The organism is Acinetobacter indicus CIP 110367, from assembly GCF_000488255.1.
Lineage (GTDB): Bacteria > Pseudomonadota > Gammaproteobacteria > Pseudomonadales > Moraxellaceae > Acinetobacter > Acinetobacter indicus.
Genome location: NZ_KI530745.1, coordinates 446657 through 468999, shown reverse-complemented (window position 1 = coordinate 468999; position 22343 = coordinate 446657). Strand labels below are relative to the sequence as shown.

The following is a 22343-nucleotide window of genomic DNA, read 5'->3' as shown; positions in this document are numbered from 1 at the left end:
AAATAAAAAAGGGTGCAAACCGAGTTTACACCCTCAAAATGGTTGCTGGGGATTAACCGCCAAATAACGCGAATTTTAATGCCCACAATACTGCAATAATCCACACCATATACGGCACAGATGAAGCTTTACCGGTCAACAGCTTGATCAACGCATAGCTGATAAAGCCCATGGCAATACCGTCCGCAATTGAGTAGGTAAATGGCATAAATACGATGGTCAGAAAGGCTGGAACCGCTTCGGTAATATCTTCCCAATCAATATGTACAATGCCCTGAATCATCAGCACACCTACAAATAACAAGGCAGGTGCAGTAGCAAAGCCCGGTACCGATTGGGCCAGTGGCGCGAGGAATAAACACAGTACAAACAGCACCGCCACCACTACCGCAGTCAGACCGGTACGCCCGCCCGCAGCAACACCGGCAGACGATTCAATATACGGTGTGGTTGAAGAGGTACCCAGTGCTGCACCCGCTACAATGGCAGATGAGTCGGCAAATAAGGCTTTTTTCAAACGTGGTAATTTACCATCTTTGAGCAGGCCCGCACGATGTGAAACGCCGACCAGGGTACCGGTGGAGTCAAACAGATCGACCAGGAAGAAGACGAAAATCACCCCGATCAGGCTGGCAGTAAACAGACCTTCAAAGTCCATTTGCATGAACGTTGGCGCGATAGACGGGATTTCACCGACCACACCTTTAAATTCGCTTAAGCCCAAAGCCGTAGAAATAGCCGTTAATACCAGAATACTGATGATAATTGCACCACGCACCTTGAATTGGTGCATCACCACAATCATCAGGAAGCCAAATAAGGCCAACAGCACTGAAGGCTGTTTCAAGTCACCCAGACCCACCAAAGTCGCCGGGTTATCGACAATAATGCCTGCGTTTTTTAGTGCAATTAAGGCCAGGAATAAACCAATCCCGCCGCCAATGGCCAGTTTCAGGGACATTGGAATGGCATTGACAATGGCTTCACGAATTTTGAACATGCTGATGGCAATAAACACCAGACCGGATACAAACACCGCAGCCAGCGCAGTTTGCCAAGGCACACCCATGCCCAGACAAACCGAATAGGTGAAATAGGCATTCAGGCCCATACCCGGTGCCAGCGCAATCGGATAGTTGGCAATCAGTCCCATCACCAGACAGCCAATTGCGGCTGCCAGACAGGTTGCAACAAAGACAGCCCCGTGATCCATCCCGGTTTCGGATAAAATCATTGGATTGACAATAATGATGTAACACATAGTTAAGAATGTGGTTACACCGGCAAGAACCTCAGTACGAAAACTGGTCTTGTTTTCGCTTAACTTAAATAAGCGCTCAAGCACATTTTCTGAAGATGGATTAGGAGTCGTCATGACCTCGCCCTTGTAAATAAACTTAAATACCCAACAGTGATGCGAAAGTACGGAGAAAATTCATCCCTACCCCTAGCATTGCCAAGCAACGGATATGCCAAAAGTTACACGCACAGGATAAGTCTATTTAGCCATTATGCTTTGAGCCCTTAACAGCTCAAATCAGATAAATTCTAAACAAAAAAGCCGCATAACTTTATGCAGCTTTACTTACCATAATTAAATCAACTATTTAAAAAATAAATACGCTAATTTAATTGTCTAATGGGTAAATTATATCACACTGATTTTTCATTGTTTCTAAAATTTATCTTTAATTTTCATTCAGAGCATTTCATGCTGAATTAGAATTTTTGGCCTAAACTTCCAGCCCGCTCAATAGAGGGTTCGATCTTTCGCATGTGATCATCCAGCGATGAACGATGTGAAGCCCGATCTTGTTCAATCAGATGCAGAGAGTCGCGTGCCTCCTGCACAATATTCTGCATTTCTTGTTGTCTGCGGTGTTGTTCCTGCTGAAACACCCAGACCATTAACAGGATAACCATGACAATAAAGGTCACTATCAGGATTTGCCTCATGTTCTTTACTATTATTAAACAAATTTAATTTATACTAACAGAAAAATAAACAATATGTGAACCATGTCACAACTTTCATTTTGTGTATTAATCAAATTTTAACAATTCAAGCATTCAATTGGCCTTTAACTCACTCCTACCCTCACCTATTGAAATTTCAATTTCCTGACACCCATAAAAAAGTCCGCACTGGGCGGACTGTTTAGCCTTAACCGCAGGATGCTTGCACAATTTTATTACTGTTCGGATCAATGGTTACTGTGACTCGGTCAGCGCGATAATCCATGGTGACCGGCTGGCCAGGATGGACGCTGCGAACAATTTTGGCCTGGGTCCGCTGCTTGATTTCGCTCTGTGGCAAACTACCTGATTGACCGATCAGCTTTTTGGCTTCTTCTGCCACACACTGGCCTGGCTGCTGACGGAACAGCGCCCATTCTTCAACGATGCTGCCATCTGGCAAATGGCAATAGCCCACCTGCCCACTGTGTTCATCTTTAATTTCCAGTCGGCCGCCCTGTTCAATACAATACTGACTGGCCGGATTGGCAAGTCCTACCTGTGCAGGAGGCTGTTGTACGGTGCTACAGGCCATAAGCGAGGCTGCAAGCGCAGCAAAAAGAACAATATTTTTCATGGGCAGTATTCTTTTATAAAAAATATTAGCCTAGCAAATTTTACTGCACCTGCTGTGTCTTTTTGCAAAAGAGGGAGAAAGTTTCTTGTGAGTCTTAATAAGGGGCAGCTTTAACTTATATAGAAGAGTCACTGATAAAATGATGGATGGAGAAATTACAGATATGAAAAAAGGCTTATCAGTATTTCACTCATAAGCCTTTAAAATTTGGTAGGCATATCCAGACTCGAACTGGAGACCTCTACGATGTCAACGTAGCGCTCTAACCAACTGAGCTATACGCCTATATGTGACGCATCATATTCACTTTTAAATTTTATGACAAGCCTTTTCTATGATTTTTCAATGCAGATGCACAAGAATTCAGCAATGCTTTGAATTTTTTCAAATCTGCCTCAGAAACCTGCTCAGATGCATACTGCATCTGCTCATATAACTGCACGGTCTGCTTAAACACATGATGCTGCTGTGACTCAGCCTGAGCCGCCAAACGAGACATCCACATGTTAAACGTTTCAGCAGGCTTTTTCTGTAATTCAGGCGGTAACGGCTTCGAAAACGTCTGCAACAGCTGGGCAAGTTTTGGCTGCCGGCGAAGATGCTGATAATACAACCAGGCCATATATAGCCCCAGCAGACCTAAAATGGTCAGTATCAGCATCAGGATATTGGCATAGCTGGAATGTAGCCCCAGTTTGGCCAGCCAGCCCCGCTGCGACTCGGCATTATAGCCCACCACCTTGCTTTGCCATTGATAGCTGGCATAGTCGCTCCAGATACGCAGTTTATTCATTAAATGATAATGCCGATAAGTCCAGCCACTGCCGCGCTCGCCCAATACCGCCTGATCTTCCGCAATCAGGTTTTGCATGCCCTGCTCAACCCGCTGCGGACTAATCATTGCTGTGGGGTCAAAACGCTGCCATTTGCCGTTTAACAGCACTTCGGTCCAGGCATGCGCATCTAACTGGCGTACTTCCCAACTTTTACCATCTGGGGCCAGCTCTCCACCCTGATAACCGGTGACCACCCGCGCCGGAATTCCGACATAACGCATCAGCATCACAAAACTGGAAGCATAATGTTCACAAAAGCCCTGACGTGACTGAAACAGGAACTCATCAACACGATGTTGCCCTAATCGCCCCGGGGTTAAGGTATATACAAAGCCATTTTCCCGATACCAGCGCAGCACCTGCTGTACATAACGCTCAGGATCTTGTCCGCTGTGCAAAAATAAACGCTGGGCCAATTGTTGTGCTTGCAGATCCTGCTGTACCGGAAATTGAGTATTGATGCGTAAATTCAGATGAGCATTACTCACGGTCTGAGCCTGGATATCGCCGATCCAGCGCAACGGAATCGGCTCGACCCGCTGGGTTAAACGCCGCGGTACAATGCCCCAATCCTGCTGGCTATAATAACGGCGCTCCAGCGGTACCGATTTCTCCAGCCCCATCACCCAACGCACGCCCGGGTCAGCCGCCAGATATTGATAATCAAAACTACGCGCCTGCGCCGGCTGCAATACATCGCTACGCATTAACGGCTGCTGGTTAACAAAGCTGCTACGCCAGCGCTGGCCATCATATTCATCCAGCACCATCGCCCGCCAATACAGCTCATGCCGTGGTGGCAGTTGCTGCACATCGCCAATAATCCGAAAGGCCAGCGCGCTAGATTGTGACAGCTCGGCAATATCGCCCGGCGACATGCTGTCACTAATTCCGGTAATACCTTTATTTTCCGGAATCGGAATATGCCACAGTGGCGGTAGCCGCGGGAAAAACATAAACAGCAAGACAAAAAATGGCAGTGCATACAGCACAAAACGCCCCACATGGCGGGCATCGCGTTTTAAGGCCTGTACAGCCGAAGCCTGATATTCAAATTCGCTGGTTTGCAGGCGATACAGCCCGATCAGACAACTGAGCAGGCTTAAAATGACCATAAAGGCCATCCAGATTGACTGGCTAAACAGGAAGGAACTGGCACTGACAAATAGCGCGAAATTGAACAGGATAATCACATCGCGCCGGGTTCGGGTTTCGAGGGCCTTGGCAAATAAAAAGGTTGATAACACCGCCACGCCGGCCTCTACCCCAATAAAGGCGCGGTACTGTAAATAAATACTCAGCAGCGCCAGCGCAATCAGGCTAAAGGTCCAGTATTTGGCAATCGGCTGACGCCCGGGCTGCAGACTGAAATACAGACTAATCAGGATGATGATAAAAATTATACTGAGCAGCACAGGCAGATAGATCAGCTGTGCCAGTAACAGCAGGCCCAGGCTTGAGAGAATCGAAATACGGATACTGGAATTCATCTTTATGCCTGCGCCAACAGTTGTTTGGCGAGCAGCAATTGCTGCTCGCCACAGGCGGCCGGTAATTCTACCTGCGGCAAATACAGGGCATAGGCACATTGCTGCTGTTCACACTGCTCGACTAGGCCCATCATTAGGCTGAGTTTTTCTTCATGCGATGTGCTGGGCATCTGCGCATAGTCAATTTCAAGCTGCTGCTGATTCTGATATTGCTCAAAGACCTTGACGTATAAGCCCTGGCCACGCGCCACCTGTTTCCAGGACACTGCCTGCAAGGAATCTCCGAGCTGATAACTGCGCAGCTCCCGGAATTCATCTAAATCAGGTTCTTCATTGTGCCGGTTGTGTTTATTTTCAGTGGTGTGCTGCGCCGCTTTCGGTGCAATCCAGGCAAAGTCATTGAAATACAGATAGGTCCAGGCACGTACCAGACCAAAGGGATAAACTGAATACAGCTGGATGGCCGGATAATGAAACTTGCCGCGCTGGGCAGTATAAAAAGCTAAGCTATACTGCTGTTTGGCTTCACTCAGCGCCAGTTTATGTAATTGCTGATCAACCTGAATCCACAGATAACGCAGCTGTGGCGTATCCTGCTGAAAAAACAGGTGCAGCTGGACATTTTCCCCGGCCTGCCCGACCTGCTGTGCCACCACCTCAAGCTGCAAGCCATGCAGCTGCTTAAAGGTCAAATAAAAACTGATACATAAAATCGCGCTAATTAAAAAGCAGAAGCCCAGAATCAGGTTATTGGCATAGTTAATACCGGCCACAAAGGTAATCAGGATAAGCACCAGATATAAGTAACCCTGCTGATAAATAAATACCAGTACATCTTTTTGCGTGAGGCGTTTTTTCTGCTGGAATTGAAAGCGTTTCTCCAGCCAGTGCTGCCAAAAATTCTGCCCGAGCATACTTAGCTGACCTGCACCTGTTGCAGCAGCTGCTGGGTTTCACCCTCACTTAAACCAATACGATGTGCCACCACCGCCACAAAAACCGCTTGTACATCATCCGGAGTGACAAAACTGCGCTGTTCAATTAACGCATGTGCCTGGGCGGCTTTTTTCAGGGCCAGTACTCCGCGCGTCGATAGTCCATGCCGGTTTTTACGGCTGGCTTCGGCCAGATCCAGAATATAATCCTGCACGGCGTCACTGACATATAGCCGATGCACTTGCTGTTGTAATTCCAGGATTTCATCTTCACTAAACACATGCTGCAAACTGGCAATCAGGCTCTGCCGGGAAGATTGCTGCAGCAATAGTTTTTCTGCATAACGCGATGGATAGCCCAGTGATAAACGCATTAAAAAGCGATCCAGTTGTGATTCAGGCAATGCATAGGTTCCGCTCTGAAATAGCGGATTCTGGGTAGCAATGACCCAAAATGGTTGCGGCAATTCATAACGTACGCCATCGACCGTGACGTTGCCCTCTTCCATCGCCTCTAACAAGGCACTCTGGGTTTTCGGGCTACAGCGGTTAATTTCATCGGCCAATAAAATCTGGGTAAAAATCGGGCCCTGCTTAAACTCAAACTGATGTTCTTTCTGATTAAACATGTTCACCCCAATTACATCACTGGCCAACATGTCATTGGTAAACTGAATCCGCTGAAATTTTAGTCCGGCCAAATGCGCCAGACTGCTGGATAAGGTGGTTTTGCCCAGGCCGGGTAAATCTTCAAACAGCACATGGCCGCCAGCCAGTAAACAGACCAGTGCCAGTTTGGTTTGCTGCTGTTTATCGAGAACAATCTGGTTGACCTGTTCAAGGAACTGCTGGATTCTGGGTGCATAGCGCTGCAGCTCGCTCTGGAGCTGCGCCTGATCGTGTACTGGTTCCGATTTCTTATCCTGTTTCATGCCCCAAATCACCTTCATTCCCCAAATAAAAACGGTGTATGCCCTAACATACACCGTTTTGTTTTTTTTCTAAAGAAATCAGACGATTTCTAGACTTTTAACACGGACACTTCTTCAGGTTTCCAGAAGATGGATAACGTGAATCGACACAGTGCCGGTAAAAGGTTTTGGCATCCATCGCTTCCAGATCCGGATGATGCTGCCGCATATGCTCCAGATAAGTCTGATAGTCAGGCACCCCGACCATCAGCCGGAAACTTTGCTGCAGACGCTGCCACAGTGTGGCAATCCGCGACCAGTTTTTAGGATTCAGGATTAAATCCTTCTGCGACATCACGGTCATTTTGATGATTTTATAAATCACTGTTTTGCCCGCTCGAGCAAATTTCAGATTCATCTTCTCGCTCCTTAATGGCCTTTGGCCGGCTGAATATCTTCAGGATCGCGGTAAATTGCTTCTGCTTCATGCACGGTTGGTTCCGGATTGGCCAAGGCACGGCGAATCACCCCAATCGCGGCAAACAGCATCACAAACGCCACAATCATAAAGAAGCCACACAATGCCGCATTAATCTGGTTCGACATTGCCACGGTCTGCATTTCTGCAATACTTTTGGCCGGTGCCAGAATTTCATTATTGGCAATCGCGGTATTGAAACGCTCTGCCTGTGCCAGGAAGCCGATCTTCGGATTTTCGTGGAAAATCTTCTGCCAGCCCGCGGTCATCGAGGTGATAAACAGGAACACGGTCGGGATGATGGTCACCCAGACATATTTCTGTTTCTTCATCTTGAACAGGATGACAGTACCAAGAATGAGCGCCATCGCAGCCAGAATCTGGTTACCAATACCAAACAGCGGCCATAAACTGTTAATCCCGCCGAGTGGATCGACCACACCCTGATAGACGAAGAAGCCCCAGCCAGCCACTGCAACTGCCGTGCCCAGCAAGTTACCAAAGAAGTTGTGAGATTTTTTCACCGCAGGAATCACAATACCTACGGTATCCTGAACCATAAAACGGCAGGCACGGGTACCGGCATCCACCGCTGTCAGAATGAATAGCGCTTCAAACAGAATGGCGAAGTGATACCAGAACGCCATCATTTCACGGCTATTGAAAATCTCGGTGATGATATGGGCCATACCAATTGCGAAGGTTGGCGCACCACCGGTACGGGACAGAATCGAGTTTTCACCGACTTCCTGAGCCAGCAAGGTCAAGGCTTCAGGCGTGACCACAAAACCAAGGTTACGCACCGCTTCTGCTGCCGTATCTACCGAGGTACCCAGTAAAGCCGCTGGCGAGTTAATCGCGAAATACACGCCCGGATCAAGCACCGCGGCACAGATCAGCGCCATAATCGCCACGAAAGATTCCATCAACATGCCGCCATAACCAATCATGCGGATATCGCGTTCGTTGTTGACCAGTTTTGGCGTGGTTCCTGAAGACACCAGGGCGTGGAAACCGGAAATCGCACCACAGGCAATGGTAATGAACAGGAACGGGAACAGCGAACCGGCAAATACCGGACCGGTACCGTCCACAAACTTGGTGACTGCTGGCAGTTTCATTTCCGGCATGGCAAATAAAATACCAATCGCCAGACCTGCAATGACACCAATTTTCAAGAAAGTTGACAGATAATCACGCGGTGCCAATAACAGCCACACCGGTAAAACCGACGCAATAAAACCGTAAATGATCAATGCCCAGGTCAGCTCAGTCCCTGACAAGGTAAAGAACGGTCCCCAGTACGGATGCTGCGCAATGTTTTCACCGTAGATGATGCCAAGCATCATCAGCACAAAACCGATAATCGACACTTCTGCAATTTTACCCGGACGGATAAAACGCATGTAAATGCCCATAAAAATGGCAATCGGAATGGTGGCGGCAATACTGAATACACCCCACGGACTGTTGGTCAAGGCTTTCACCACCACCAGCGCCAGTACCGCCAGGATGATAATCATCACCCCAAGTGCACCCAGCATCACGATAATACCGGCAAAGCTGCCCAGTTCCTGCTTGGCCATTTCACCCAGTGAGCGGCCGTCACGACGGGTCGAAATAAACAGCACCAGGAAATCCTGTACCGCACCGGCCAGCACTACCCCGACCAATAGCCAGATGGTGCCCGGTAAATAACCCATTTGCGCTGCCAGAATAGGACCAACCAGCGGTCCGGCACCGGCAATCGCGGCAAAGTGATGGCCGAACAGGACACTTTTATTGGTCGGAACATAATCTAAACCGTCGGCCAGGCGATGCGCGGGAGTTAAACGCCTAGCATTGAGTTCAAAGACTTTATTGGCAATAAATAAACTGTAGAAGCGGTAAGCAATGCTATAGACACAGGCGGCGGCGAGGACCAGCCAGACTGCGTTTACATGCTCACCACGGCTGAGTGCCAGAATCCCGAAAGACACTGCACCCACAATAGCGACGAGCAGCCAGATAATTTTCGAAGTTAGGCTCGACTTCGTTGGTAATGTTTCCATTCAATCCCTCATATTTTCGATGCATTTAAATCAGCTTGATTGTTGTTGTTCGAGGTACTGCTGTTTTCCTTTGCGACTTTACGCCTGTTATTTTTCTATGCCTCTAAGACTTTGGCATAAAAAAAGGGATGATTGATCATCATCCCTTCGATAATAGTATATTTTTACACCATTATGCACGTTCTAAATATTCACCAGTACGGGTATCTACACGAACGCTTTCTTCTTGCTGAACGAATAATGGAACACGTACCACAGCACCTGTTTCAAGTTTCGCTGGCTTACCGCCACCGCCAGAAGTATCACCACGAACACCTGGATCAGTTTCAACAATTTTTAATACCACGAAGTTCGGAGCGCTGACGTTTAAAGGCACGCCGTTGAACAACATAATGGTACATTTTTCATTAGAATCGTCTTTTAACCATTTTGCAGCATCGCCCATAGCTGTTTTATCAGCTGCGATCTGTTCAAATGTTACAGGATCCATGAAGTTCCACAGTTCGCCGTCGTTGTACAAGTAGTCCATTTCTACTTCTACAATGTCAGCAGCTTCTAGTGAATCACCAGATTTGAAAGTTTTTTCTAATACTTTACCTGTTTTAAGGTTACGTAATTTCACACGGTTGAAGGCCTGACCTTTACCTGGTTTTACGTATTCGTTTTCCATGATTGAACATGGGTTACCATCAAGCATAACCTTAAGGCCTGACTTGAATTCATTCGTAGAATAATTGGCCATGACTGGCACACTCCAAACTTACTAACTTTAAGCTATCGATGCTACGGGCTGTTGCGATGTCATTTAGCAAGTCTGACACGAACATTAGTTGCCACATGCACATTCATTTTATGTGACGTATTCTAAATGACCAATATACCTTGCCGCAATGAAAAATTCTTGTTTAACCGGCCGCTGCTGCCTAAGTTACAAGCAGATATCCATCTACCGGCTTTATTCCCAACTGGCAGATGCTTAAAATCAGCGCAGCTCGTTCTGGACTCCGCCTGGCCCGGATGTCCTGATTTTTCGCACACAAAGCACATTCCCAGCGCCTGCAAACTGTTAAACTAGCACGATTAGGCCTTGCCCTCCCACTTCCATGATTCTTTTCCGGCATGACAAACTATTTGTATCAACAGCAAAACTGGCAATCACAGCTCAGTGATTTAATTACCGATCCTCAAGAGTTACTGAGTCTTCTGCAACTGTCGCCTGAACAGTTACTCTCCGGCGCAATTCTGGCATCTGAACAGTTTAAATTACGTGTGCCGCGTGCATTCGTCGGAAAAATGAAAGTCGCCGATCCCTTTGATCCGCTGCTGTTACAGGTCTTGCCACATCATCTGGAACTGGAAGATCATCCTGAATTTGTCACCGATCCCTTAGGTGAAGAACAGGCCAATCAGCAACCGGGTGTCCTGCACAAATATAAGTCGCGTTTTTTACTGACCCTGACCGGGGCTTGTGCGGTACATTGCCGCTACTGTTTCCGCCGCCATTTTCCCTATCAGGACAACCTGCCTAAAAATGAAGATTGGCTAAACATCAAACAATATATTGAATCTCAGCCCGACATTAATGAAGTGATTTTAAGTGGCGGTGATCCATTAACGTTAACCAATCGACGTTTACAGAGCTGGATTGAACGTCTGGAATCGCTGCCGCAGATTAAATTTTTGAGAATTCATTCACGCGTTCCGATTGTAATCCCCAACCGTGTCGATGAAGCGCTGATTTCCATATTAAAAAACAGTAGGCTACGGATTATTCTGGTGGTACACTCAAATCATGCATCAGAATTGGATGACTTCACTTGCCGTACATTAAATACACTGGTGAAACATCAAATTACCGTCCTGAATCAGGCAGTTTTACTTCGTGGGGTGAATGATTCTGCTCAGGTTCTGGTCGATTTAAGTTATCGCCTGTTCGATGCTGGGGTGATGCCGTATTACTTGCATGTATTAGATAAAGTGAAAGGTGCACATCATTTCGATCTGATGCCACAGGACATCGATCTTATTTATAAAGAGGTTTTAGCGAACTTGCCGGGTTATCTGGTTCCTAAACTCGTTAGGGAAATTGCGGGCGAAAAGAATAAAACACCGCTTTTTGGGGTTTCAACTGCTTGAATTTGAGTTAAATAACAACGATGACTATGAATCATTCAGATATTTTTCAGGTTGCCACTGAGCTGAAATTGGAACAGCTCAGTTTTTGCCAGAATTCTGTCAAAAGTATTCAGGAGTGGGCAGCTGACTTATCCATTTTACAGCTTGGGGACTCGTCAAAAGCCTTGTTCAAAGCCTTACTGGAAATTTCTGAACTCAAATGTCAGGAAACCTTGCGCTTTGACCTGATTCAGGCCATTCACCCGACGCTGGAAAATGTCCTGACCAGCCTGGAAAAACACTTTTTTAACCAGGGGCTGATTAGCAGCGACCGCAATGAGCACATTATCGAGCTGGCGCTGTTGTTACGTAGTCATTTTGCCAAAGTCTATATTGAAATCGCGCGCCGCAGTCACCGCCAGCTGGCCCAGCAGAAGTTTTCCATTTTTGCCTTTAACCTGAAAAAGAACCTGCAGACTGCGCGTACCGTCGCCACCTATTATGCGCTGCAACAACTGACCTTATTGCTGTATCAGCAACAGATGCTATATAGCTCGCCATTTTCCGGGCAATGGCTCACTGCGCATCAACTGTTTAACTGCGCGCTGCAGCACAATTTTCATCAGAACAATATTAACCATCTGCAAGGCACCCAGCATCAGCTGCAAAATATCAGTCAGGCCTATGTGCAATTAATCCTGCTGGATATTTTCAATACCCATCAGATTCGTCCGGCCGAAATTCAGGGGCTGTATCTCTGCAGTTTTGACTGGGTCAAGCTGATTCAGATTTTGCCCAAAGAAACCACCCTGTCACGCTATATTGTCGATACCAACAAAGACTATCCGCCAATTTATAACTCGCATCAATCGGGTGATTTTGAGCCGGATATTTTTATTTCGACACAAGCGCTGCTGGATCATATTAGTGAAAATCAGGGCCGCAAGGCAGAACATTTCTCCCGCAATGAAAAGCTGTTTTTAACTCCAGCCCTGCATTTTCATATTCATACCCTGCTCACCCATAATCCTGAGCGTCGCCATGAACGTTATGAATATTCGGCCCGGGTCAAAATCTGCTTTGGCTTAAGCGTGGCACACTTCTATCTGTCTAAAGGCAAGAATTTTCAGGAAACCCTGCAACTGGGTGAAAATTACCAGTTCCAGAGTGAAAGCCAGTTCATCAACCAGATGCACAGTCATGCCACTGCCGACATCAGCAAAATCCAGAGTCTGGACCGTGAAGCCAAACAGATTTACGGCGCGGAAGTGCTGGATATCAGTGTGAATGGTTACCGGATTAAATGGGAAGGTGAAACGCCGAAACATCTTAAAACCGGTGAATTTATTCTGGTGCAGGAAAATCCGCAAAGTCCGTGGCGTGGCGGCGTGATTCGCTGGATTAAACAGTCGACTGACAAAACCCTGGAACTGGGCCTTGAAGTCTTGGCGCAGGACATTATTCCATGTGCCGTCTATGTGAAATCTGACCGGCATAGCGGGCATTATCATCCTGCCCTGCTCATGCAAAGTTCTCAGCTGAATGAAGTCAGCACTCATCTTATTTTACCGGGGATTCAATTATTAAGAGACAAGCAGACCGTACAGCTGCGTTTAGGGGATGAAGACATTAAAGTCTTTTTAATTAAACCGTTACTCATTACTCAAAGCTTTATGCGTTTTGACTTTGAACTGTTAAATGACAAGCAGCAAGCCACAGTCGATACCTTTATTCACAAGCAGATGAATGACGTTAAGAATCAAGATTTATGGGAAGCGTTGAAGTGAGAAATCCTTTACTATCTAAAAAATTTAAACGTACCGAAACACGTTTACTCATTATCGATGATAACCAAATCCGTTTTAATCAGATTTGCGAACAGCTGAATGCACAGGAACATACCGTGCAGGCCACCCTGCTCGATGACCTGCAAAACTTTGAAAAACAGCTGAATTTAACTTGGGATGTGGTGATTTTTGGCCGCGCCTACGACCTGAAAATTGATCAGGCCCTGACCCTGATTCGTGCCTCAAAACAGCCGAATTTACCGCTGGTGTTATTGCAGCCTGAAGACTATGATGCCACACAATATACCAGTTATGTGCGCAAAGGCATCTATGACATTATCAATTTAGATTATCCTGAACGCTTCTATTTTGGCTTAATTCGCGCATTGTCTTTTAGTCGCTTACAACAGTCACAAGAACAACTTATGACTGAACTTGATAATGCGCAATCACAAGCACAGGCGCTAGTTGAAGATAGTAGCAAAGCTGTGGCAATTATTCAGGAAGGAATTCATGCACAAGCCAATGCTGAATATTTACAGCTATTTGGTTTAAAAAGTGAAGATGACATTATTGGCTTGCCATTATTAGATTTATTGCAACCCCAAGATATTACAGATTTTAAATTCCGCTTTAAGAAAGTCAGTCAAGGACAGTTTGAACACGGCCATTTTGATATTCATAGCCAAAACCCGCTTCTGGCACAACAAAACCCACTCAAAATTGAATTTATTGCAGCAGCTGACGACGCCATACAAATCACCATAGATATTGCAAATACTGCGCATAATAAAGCCCCTACTCAAACCACCTCAGACAAAGCGACAGCAAAGCCTAGCGCCTACCAATTGGTGAATCGTACTTTAGCCAAACAGCCTTCTAGTGATAATGCTTTAGTGGTGTTTTCGTTGGCGAACTGCCCAGATTCAATTTTCCAATCCGACTGGCAAACCACAAAAAATTACTTTGCCAACATTAAAAACTTTTTAAAAGAACAGACCAATGTACCTTTATTTAATGTGAGTAATGGTTTAGTCGTTGGTTTGTTCCAAGCAGAATCGCCTACAATTTTAGAATCAAAACTGATTGGCTTAAACTCACTCACGAAACCCCAATTACTCACGGTAGATCAACACAGCTATCCGCTTAATTTGCGTATTGGTTATGTGCCGCTCACTCAAGATATTCAAAATGAAAGCAATTTTGAACAACTGATTAGCCAAGGTTTTGCCAACGCATTACCAAAACCACAAGAACAACATAACTCAGGTTTAGCCTTAGACTTATCATTCGGTGAATCTAATTTAAATGTAATTGAACCTGCCGTTGCTGTACCACAATCCTACAGTGAATCAGCAATTATTGCTGCTATACGTCAAAGCCTAGATCGAGGTGAAATTCATCTGAAATATCAACAACTTTACGACAAGCATGATACTAACTTATATACCTACGAAGTAACCAGCGGCTTTATTTTCAATAACGAATGGCAACCACTGACTGGCTTAATTGACTTGGCAGAAGACCCAGAATTAGCCATTAAACTGGATCGCTGGATTCTGGTCGAAGCCTGCAAACAGCTACATAACTTCATTACCCAATATCCGGAAGCCAAGCTGATTGTTAACCTGAACAAGCATGTGCTGTTACAAGACCGCGCTTTCCCGGAATTTGTGTCCAAACTGATTACCATTGTGGGCAGTCAGCAGGCTTATCCGTTAATTCTGCAATTCTCTGAAGAAGATGTGAGCCAGAACCTGATGGATGCCCAAAAGCAGATGCATTTGCTGCATCAGCATGGTGCGGAGATTTCTATCCGTGAATTCGGCCAGTCGATGTATAGCGAATCCATTCTAAAACAGCTGGATGTGCAATATGTGACCCTGCATCCATCGCTGACCAGCAAACTGATGCAAGATAGTGCCACTCAGGAGCTACAGGAACAGATTCAGCAGTTTAGCGAAATCAAGCCGGTGGAAGTGGTGCTACATGAACTAAATGATATGAACCTGTTTGCCAACGCCTGGAATGTAGATGCCCGTTATATTCAGGGTGATTACTTCCAGAAGAAACTCGATCATCTCATTGATGTACAAGACCAATAAGGTCTTGTACTTTTCGCCTGAAGTGCAGGCACAAAAAAACGGGCAAATGCCCGTTTTTTTCATTCTGGGTATTAACCACGTTTGATAGAACGTGACATACCAGCAAATCGTTGTTTGAACTTGTCGATACGACCGCCAGTGTCAACGTTCTTTTGCTTACCAGTGTAGAATGGGTGGCAAGCTGAACATACGTCTAGGTAAAGAGTGTCTTTACCAACAGCTGAACGAGTTTCGATCACGTTACCACATGAACAAGTAGCAACTAATTTTTCATATTTTGGGTGAATATCGGCGCGCATCGTCGATTACTCCATAAGATTAAAGAAGGTTTTGCTGTCGTCGCAATTGATCACTCTCAAGACTGAGGAAAAAAGCTGTTTATTCAAGATAAACCGCAGACCAACACCACAACAGACCATTCTTTTGGCCCACCGAGACGGATACCGTCAGAGCTAAGCACAACAAGTTGGGGCATATTATACGTGAATCTATGCCAATATGCGAATTATTCTTTGCTCTCAATTTCAGGCTGCTTCGACCAGTAATTGGCAATAATGCCGCAGACCATCAGCTGGATTTGATGGAAAATCATGATTGGCAGCACAATCATGCCCAAAGGCTGGCCAATAAACAGAATCTGCGCCATCGGTACACCACTGGCTAGGGTTTTTTTAGAGCCGCAGAAGAAAATCGCGATCTGGTCTTCACGTTTAAAGCCCAACCATTTCGGGATGTACAGCGCCAGCAGCATGATGATAGTCAGTAGTACCGAACAGGCCACAGTTAAAATCAGTAACGTTGTGCCACTGACTTCATTCCACAGTCCGGCCACCACGGCGCCACTAAAGGCGCCATAGACCACCATTAAAATGGTGCCCTGATCAAAGCCTTTAACCAGACTTGGGAACTTGACCAGAAATGGATAGACCCACGGCCGCAGCAATTGCCCCAGAATAAAAGGCACCAATAACAATAAGGTAATCTGAATAATGGATGAGGTCGGATCATAATCGTGCTGCGACTGGCCAAAAATAAACAGGCTGACCAGAACCGGAGTAATGAACATGCCGGCAATATTGGAAAAAGACGCACTGCAGACTGCACTGGCGACATTGCCGCATGCAACCGAGGTAAAGGCAATAGAAGACTGCACCGTAGAAGGCAGGAAGCACATAAATAAAAAGCCCCAGTACAGCTCCTGCCCCAGCAATGGCAATAATACGGGTTTGGCCATGAGACCCAACACTGGAAATAACAAGAAGGTAAATGTAAACACCAGCGTATGCAGTTGCCAGTGCATGATGCCTTGTACCACCGCCTCTCTGGACAGCTTTGCGCCATGTAAAAAAAACAGCACCGCAATGGCCGCCGTGGTAATAACGCCAAAGACTTCAGCGACCTGTCCAGACACCGGCACGATACTGGCCAGTATCACCATCACAATTAACAATATGGTAAAGCGATCCAATGCAAGTAGTTTTAGCATGTCTACATCCTGTGATTTTATTTTTGCATCGACATAAAAAAGCCCAGTCAGCGGGTTTTACCTCACGGTAAAGTTCCATCTTACTGGGCTGGAACAATAAAGCTAGTCTGCTGGCTTAATGTTCACTATTTTGTGGCGCTATACTACTGCGCCAACTTAGTTATTGCGGGCATTGCCATCCTGCTGGATCAGTTCGATTTTATAACCGTCCGGATCTTCCACAAAGGCAATTACGGTCACGCCGCCTTTCATTGGACCCGCTTCACGCACCACATTGCCGCCGCGCGCCTTGATTTCTTCACAGGCTTTGTAAGCATCTTCCACTGCAATGGCAATATGACCATAGCCATTGCCCAGCTCATAGCTGTCTGTATCCCAGTTATGGGTCAGTTCCAGCACGGTATGGTTGTCTTCATCACCATAGCCGACAAATGCCAGGGTAAAGCGGCCTTCTTCGTAGTCACGTTTACGGAGTAAAGTCATGCCAAGTACTTCAGTATAGAACTGCAATGACCGTTCTAAATTGCCTACACGTAACATGGTATGCAGCATGCGCATATTATTCGTCCTTTTGTTGAATTTGAGCGTGTTCATGAGCACGCAATAATTTTGCCACCCACACCACCAGAATCAGAATCGGAATTCCAAGCAGCGTGGTCATGAGGAAGAAACTCGGATAACCGATATTATTGACTATGGTACCTGAATATCCACCTAAAATTTTAGGGGTGAGGGTCATTAGCGAACTAAAGATCGCATATTGTACAGCGGTAAACGACACACTGGTTAAGCTGGACAGGAAGGCAATAAATGCCGCACCGGCCAGACCGGAGGCCAGGTTATCAATAATAATTGCCAGATAGAGCCATAAACTGCTATACGGTTTAATCACCTTACCGCGAACTTCTACCGCTGCATCAGCGTTGATATCCACCGGTGTCAGGGCCTGAATATCAATATCCAGCACCGGATGCTGCGGTGCCAGCTGATAGCTACGGTTAGCACTGAGTGTACTGCCATCCAGCAATCGGGCCTGGACCTGAATCGTGCTATTTTGTGCTGTCTGTAACTGCTGGCCTTCAATCACTCCACTAAACAGGCCACCCTCTTCCAGCTTGGCCGGATATTCCTTGCCATCCAGAACCAAACTCAGCGGCTGTTCAGGTTGTAGCTGTGCAGCATCAAGACCACTCAACTGACCACGAATCACCAGACTTTGCTCGGCTTCCTGTACAGAAATCCGGTCATCCGAAGTAATCGGTAATAACTGGATTTGGGCTGTGCCGGTCTGCTGCAAATACGGCATGCTTAATTGTGCCTGATCGGACTGATTGGCGTATTGTGCCTGTACCTGAATCTGATTGGCCTGAGCCAGCACGTTGCTCGGTACCTGTACACTCCAGTAACCGGCTTCATCGGCCTGTACCTTATATTGCTGCGCCCCGACATTCACCTGCACATCACTCAGGCTTTGCCCGGATTTGACCAGTCCAATAAAAATCAGGTTGGTCGAGCTGGCCAGCACTGCGCCCAGAAACATCAGTTTCATGATATTCATTTTTTGGGCCAGCAAACCACCCAGGAAGCCACCCACCAACGAGAAAATCACCCCGTAGACTTTGACTGCTTCAGCAATCTGTTCTTTGCTGAAGTTCAGGTCCTGATAAAACACATTGGAAATGACCCCTGCAATAATATCCGAAACCCGATAAAACCCGATCAGCAGCAGTAACACCAAAGCCAGCTTTAAACCATAGCGCTTAAAGAAATCCGCGACCGGATGCACCCAGGTTTCAAAAGCCATCTGCTTATTGACCGCACCTAGTTTCACTAGCACGGTTCCAACCAGTAAAGCCACCGCACCCGAGCCAATAAAACGGATTGCCTCCAGCGTAAACAGCAGGAAGGAATCCTGAATACTGAGCTGGTTTTTCAGTGCATCCAGCGCCTGACCGGAATAGATATAACTCAGCACAAAACTGATCACGGCGACAAAAAACACCGCCACCAGACGATAATAATCGCTGCGTTTATATTCTTTACGGACACGCTCCACCACCGGCTCACGAATCACCAGCGTGGTACACATCCCGATCAGCATCACCGCGGCCATCACCAGATAGGTGTATTTCCAGGCCTCATAAATATAGTTGCCTTTGGCCGTGCCCAGATACGCCGCCAGAAATAAAGCGCCCGCACCAGCTACAATCATCCCGATACGATAACCGGCGTTATAGGTCGAAGCCAGTACAGTTTGCATCTGGGTTTCAGCCAGCTCAATACGATAGGCATCAATCACAATATCTTGCGTGGCCGCAGCAAAACCGAGCAGCACCGCACCCACCGCCATCTGGTAGAGATGCGTCTGCCCTAAGGCCGGATCTGAAAAGGCCATAATACAGATGGCGCATATAATCAGGACCTGGGCAATTAAAAGCCAGGCCCGGCGCCGGCCCAGTTTCTGGGTTAAATACGGTACCGGTAACTCATCAATTAATGGTGCCCAGACAAACTTAAATGAATAACCCAGCGCCGCCCAGCTAAAGAAAGTTACGGCATTACGGCTAATGCCGGCTTCACCTAACCATAACGATAAACTGGAAAAAATAAGAAGAATGGGAATACCGGCCGAGAAGCCAAGAAACAGCATGATCAGCGCACGCCGATCTAAAAATGCGGTAAAGGCAGATTTCCATCCTGTAGATTGTGTTGTCATTACATTATTTTTGTCAAAAAACTGAATGTTGCTATTCAATCGTTTAATGGATTTGGTTTCAACCTGATTTATGCAAACGCCCTGTGATTTTCTGGAGAAATGCAGCGGCCTGGCTTGAAATTTTCTATTAAACCTGTATACCTTAAATCTCTATTGCAATAATTTCGTTTTGGATTTCACAGTGACGCAAAGACACGAGCACATGACCTCTTCTTTATCTGCTTCAATTACCGAACAACAAACATTAGTTTTACAACCAGAACAAACTCTTACCTCAGCCTTCGAACAAGCCGAAATTCAAACGACACTTAATAACACCCGCTTAAGCCCGGAACAGCTGACCCATATTCCGGATCTGGACAAAATTCCGGCCTCCACCAAACGGATTAAACCTTTAAATAATTTTCTGGGTCAGGATCGCGCCCGTGCTTCGGTAGAAGCCGGCATTGCCTTGCCGTATTCCGGCTATAACATTTTTGCGGTCGGTACGGCAGGACTGGGCAAACGCACCATGATCCGGCGTTTACTGCAGCAACATGCCAAAACCATGGCCACGCCAAATGACTGGGTGTATGTCAATAATTTTAAAAACCCGCGCCAGCCCATTGCCCTGCGACTGCCGGCCGGTCAGGCACCGAAATTCCAGACCCAGCTACATCAGAGCTGGCAGACCATTTTAAAGCAGCTGGAACGCCGTTTTAGCGCCGAAACCTATCACAACCGCATTGAACAGATTCGCCAGCAAACCGGTGATGAACAGCAACAGGCCCTCATTGAACTGACCAAAGAAGGTGAAACCCTGGATTTAAAACTGGTCTCGCGCAATGACGAGCACTGCTTTATTCCGGTGCAGTTTAAAGATGACCAGCTGCAGGAAATGACCCAGGAAGATGTCAATGCCTTAAGTAGCAAAGAGCGCGCCGAAATTGCCGCCAATATGCGCTATATGGATAAAAAACTGGAACGTCTGGGTCTGCATCTGGGCGATCTGGAAGATGATGCCCGCGATCGGGTTCAGGTCCTGAATCGTGACATTGCCAAACAGGTGGTGATGCCGCGGATTGATTTATTGCTGAATAAATTTTCAGAGGTTCAAGGGCTTGAAGACTATCTGAAATACTATGCCGAAGACATTATCAACAATGTTGAAATGGTGCTGGAACAGGAAGAAGATGACTTCACTCCGGCAGTGTTTAGCCGGGTGCCAGCGCGTTATCAGGCCAATATTGTTGTCACGCATAAACCGAATTCGGGTGCGCCGGTGATCTTTGAAGATTTCCCGACCCACTACAACCTGCTCGGTCATGTGGAACAGATGACCCAGAACGGCACCATCACCACTGACTTCACCTTAATCCGTTCCGGTGCCTTACATCGTGCCAATGGCGGTTTTTTAATTCTGGAAGCCGAACAGTTACTGGAACAGCCTTATGCCTGGCAAGGGCTGAAACGTGCCTTGAAATCGGGCCAGCTAAAACTGTCCTCACTGGAACATATGCTGACTTTAACCGGCAGTATTTCGATTGAACCGGAATCAATTCCCCTGACCTTAAAGGTCATTCTACTGGCCGAGCCGGAAATCTATTATGAAATTCTGGAAGTCGAACCGGAGCTGGGCAGCGTCTTTAAAATCCGTGCCGACTTCACCGATACATTACAACGTAATGACACCAATGAGCAGGCTTATATGCAGCTGATAGCTGATTATGTTCAGGCCGATAAACTGCTGCCCTTTGACCGCTCTGCCCTGGCCGCGCTGTTAACCGACTCGAGTCGTCTGGCCGAGGACCAAAGCTCGCTGTCCTTACATGCCCTGACGCTGGGTGATCTGATTCGGGAATCACATCATCATGCGGTACAAGCCGACAAAAAGATGGTGTCAGAAGAACATATCAACATGGCGCTGGATCATCGTAAATATCGCTTAGGCTATTTGCGTGAACTGTACTGGCAGGACCTGTCGCGCGGCACCCAGCTGATTGAAACCAAGGGTCATCGTCTGGGTCAGATCAATGCCCTGTCCGTGATTCATTATGCCGATGTCGAGTTTGGCCTGCCTTCGCGCCTGACGGCATCGGTCTATCAGGGCGGCGGCGATATTCTGGATATTGAACGCAGTGTTGAATTGGGCGGCTCGCTGCATGCCAAAGGCGTGCTGTTAATGTCCAGCTTCCTGAAAGCCCATTTTGGCCGCGAACAGATTCTGCACTTCTCTGCCGCACTGGCCTTTGAACAGAGCTATGGTCAGGTCGATGGTGATAGCGCCACCGTTGCGGAACTGTCTGCCCTGATTTCAGCAATCAGCCAGTTACCAATTGATCAGTCCTGGGCCATTACCGGTTCCATGAACCAGCTGGGTCAGGTGCAACCTGTTGGCGGCGTCAATGCCAAAATTGAAGGCTTCTATGATGCCTGTAAATTACAAGGTTTAACCGGCAAGCAAGGCGTGATTATTCCGCGTCAAAACATGCAGCATCTCATGCTGCGTAAAGATGTGATTGAAGCGGTGCAAAAAGGCGAATTCCATATTCATGCCATTGATGTGATTGATCAGGCACTGGAAATTCTGATGGCGCGTCCGGTCGGAAAACTGGACAAAAAAGGCCGTTATAGCAAAGGCTCGATTTATGACATGGTGATGGCGCAGCTGGAATACTGGCAAGCCATTGAAGATGGCGCAGAAATTGAAGAGGAAGAGCCGAAGAAAAAGAAAAAAGCCAAGAAAGAAAAAAAGGCCAAGAAAAAAGATCAGCCTGCTGAAGCAGCAATTGAGGCTATTCCGATAGAAGATGCCCGTAACCAGACTGGCTCATAATGGCCGGTCTAAAAAAGCAAAAAAG

The 22343-nt window shown here is 46.8% G+C and carries 17 protein-coding genes and 1 tRNA gene; 4 read left to right on the top strand and 14 right to left on the bottom strand.

Features of this window, described 5'->3' with window-relative positions; genetic code table 11:
• Positions 1 to 52 precede the first annotated feature (52 nt).
• The 10 genes from P253_RS02265 to efp form a co-directional block, all read right to left on the bottom strand.
• Positions 53 to 1375, bottom strand: a complete 1323-nt coding sequence (locus tag P253_RS02265) for an NCS2 family permease (protein ID WP_005176982.1) — start codon at positions 1373 to 1375, stop codon at positions 53 to 55.
• Positions 1376 to 1719: 344 nt separating this feature from the next.
• Entirely contained in the window at positions 1720 to 1938 is a 219-nt protein-coding gene (locus P253_RS02260) for a hypothetical protein (protein WP_016658393.1), read from the bottom strand.
• Positions 1939 to 2164: 226 nt separating this feature from the next.
• Positions 2165 to 2593 (bottom strand): I78 family peptidase inhibitor, encoded by a 429-nt coding sequence (locus P253_RS02255; RefSeq protein WP_005176977.1) that lies wholly within the window; start codon positions 2591 to 2593, stop codon positions 2165 to 2167.
• Between the two features lie 208 nt (positions 2594 to 2801).
• Positions 2802 to 2878 (bottom strand) — tRNA-Val (locus P253_RS02250).
• Positions 2879 to 2909: 31 nt separating this feature from the next.
• Positions 2910 to 4919 (bottom strand): transglutaminase TgpA family protein, encoded by a 2010-nt coding sequence (locus P253_RS02245; protein WP_016658394.1) that lies wholly within the window; start codon positions 4917 to 4919, stop codon positions 2910 to 2912.
• A 2-nt stretch (positions 4920 to 4921) separates the two neighbouring features.
• Positions 4922 to 5833 carry a DUF58 domain-containing protein gene (locus tag P253_RS02240; RefSeq protein ID WP_005176842.1) on the bottom strand — a complete coding sequence of 304 codons (912 nt, stop codon included), beginning with the start codon at positions 5831 to 5833 and terminating at the stop codon, positions 4922 to 4924.
• Positions 5834 to 5835: 2 nt separating this feature from the next.
• Positions 5836 to 6786, bottom strand: coding sequence for an AAA family ATPase (locus P253_RS02235; protein WP_016658395.1), 951 nt, complete (start codon positions 6784 to 6786; stop codon positions 5836 to 5838).
• 97 nt (positions 6787 to 6883) lie between these two features.
• A complete protein-coding gene (locus tag P253_RS02230) occupies positions 6884 to 7183 on the bottom strand; it encodes a YbdD/YjiX family protein (RefSeq protein WP_005176838.1) in 300 nt (99 codons plus the stop codon).
• Positions 7184 to 7194: 11 nt separating this feature from the next.
• The gene (locus P253_RS02225) at positions 7195 to 9294 is read right to left on the bottom strand and encodes a carbon starvation CstA family protein (protein WP_005176837.1); all 2100 of its coding nucleotides are present in this window, start codon (positions 9292 to 9294) and stop codon (positions 7195 to 7197) included.
• Positions 9295 to 9466: 172 nt separating this feature from the next.
• On the bottom strand, positions 9467 to 10036 hold the full coding sequence (gene efp, locus P253_RS02220) for an elongation factor P (RefSeq protein ID WP_005176835.1): 570 nt from the start codon (positions 10034 to 10036) through the stop codon (positions 9467 to 9469).
• Between the two features lie 377 nt (positions 10037 to 10413).
• On the opposite strand from efp, the gene epmB reads away from it, so the two are divergent.
• The 3 genes from epmB to P253_RS02205 are packed head-to-tail and all read left to right on the top strand — an operon-like array spanning position 10414 to position 15301.
• Positions 10414 to 11430 carry an EF-P beta-lysylation protein EpmB gene (gene epmB / locus P253_RS02215; protein ID WP_016658396.1) on the top strand — a complete coding sequence of 339 codons (1017 nt, stop codon included), beginning with the start codon at positions 10414 to 10416 and terminating at the stop codon, positions 11428 to 11430.
• Positions 11431 to 11450: 20 nt separating this feature from the next.
• Positions 11451 to 13196 (top strand): hypothetical protein, encoded by a 1746-nt coding sequence (locus P253_RS02210; protein WP_035362972.1) that lies wholly within the window; start codon positions 11451 to 11453, stop codon positions 13194 to 13196.
• Positions 13178 to 15301, top strand: a complete 2124-nt coding sequence (locus P253_RS02205) for an EAL domain-containing protein (protein ID WP_016658398.1) — start codon at positions 13178 to 13180, stop codon at positions 15299 to 15301. The genes P253_RS02210 and P253_RS02205 overlap by 19 nt, the downstream gene beginning before the upstream one ends.
• A gap of 71 nt (positions 15302 to 15372) precedes the next feature.
• Here P253_RS02205 and rpmE read toward each other — a convergent pair whose 3' ends face one another.
• The 4 genes from rpmE to P253_RS02190 form a co-directional block, all read right to left on the bottom strand.
• Positions 15373 to 15600, bottom strand: coding sequence for a 50S ribosomal protein L31 (gene rpmE, locus P253_RS15355; protein ID WP_005176824.1), 228 nt, complete (start codon positions 15598 to 15600; stop codon positions 15373 to 15375).
• 206 nt (positions 15601 to 15806) lie between these two features.
• Positions 15807 to 16787 carry a bile acid:sodium symporter family protein gene (locus P253_RS02200; RefSeq protein ID WP_016658399.1) on the bottom strand — a complete coding sequence of 327 codons (981 nt, stop codon included), beginning with the start codon at positions 16785 to 16787 and terminating at the stop codon, positions 15807 to 15809.
• Positions 16788 to 16943: 156 nt separating this feature from the next.
• Entirely contained in the window at positions 16944 to 17345 is a 402-nt protein-coding gene (gene gloA / locus P253_RS02195) for a lactoylglutathione lyase (protein ID WP_016658400.1), read from the bottom strand.
• Between the two features lies 1 nt (position 17346).
• Positions 17347 to 19503: an AmpG family muropeptide MFS transporter gene (locus P253_RS02190; RefSeq protein ID WP_016658401.1), complete on the bottom strand. Its 2157-nt coding sequence runs from the start codon at positions 19501 to 19503 to the stop codon at positions 17347 to 17349.
• 202 nt (positions 19504 to 19705) lie between these two features.
• Between P253_RS02190 and P253_RS02185 the strand changes: the two genes are divergently transcribed.
• Positions 19706 to 22318, top strand: coding sequence for a Lon protease family protein (locus P253_RS02185; protein ID WP_016658402.1), 2613 nt, complete (start codon positions 19706 to 19708; stop codon positions 22316 to 22318).
• Positions 22319 to 22343: the final 25 nt, after the last annotated feature.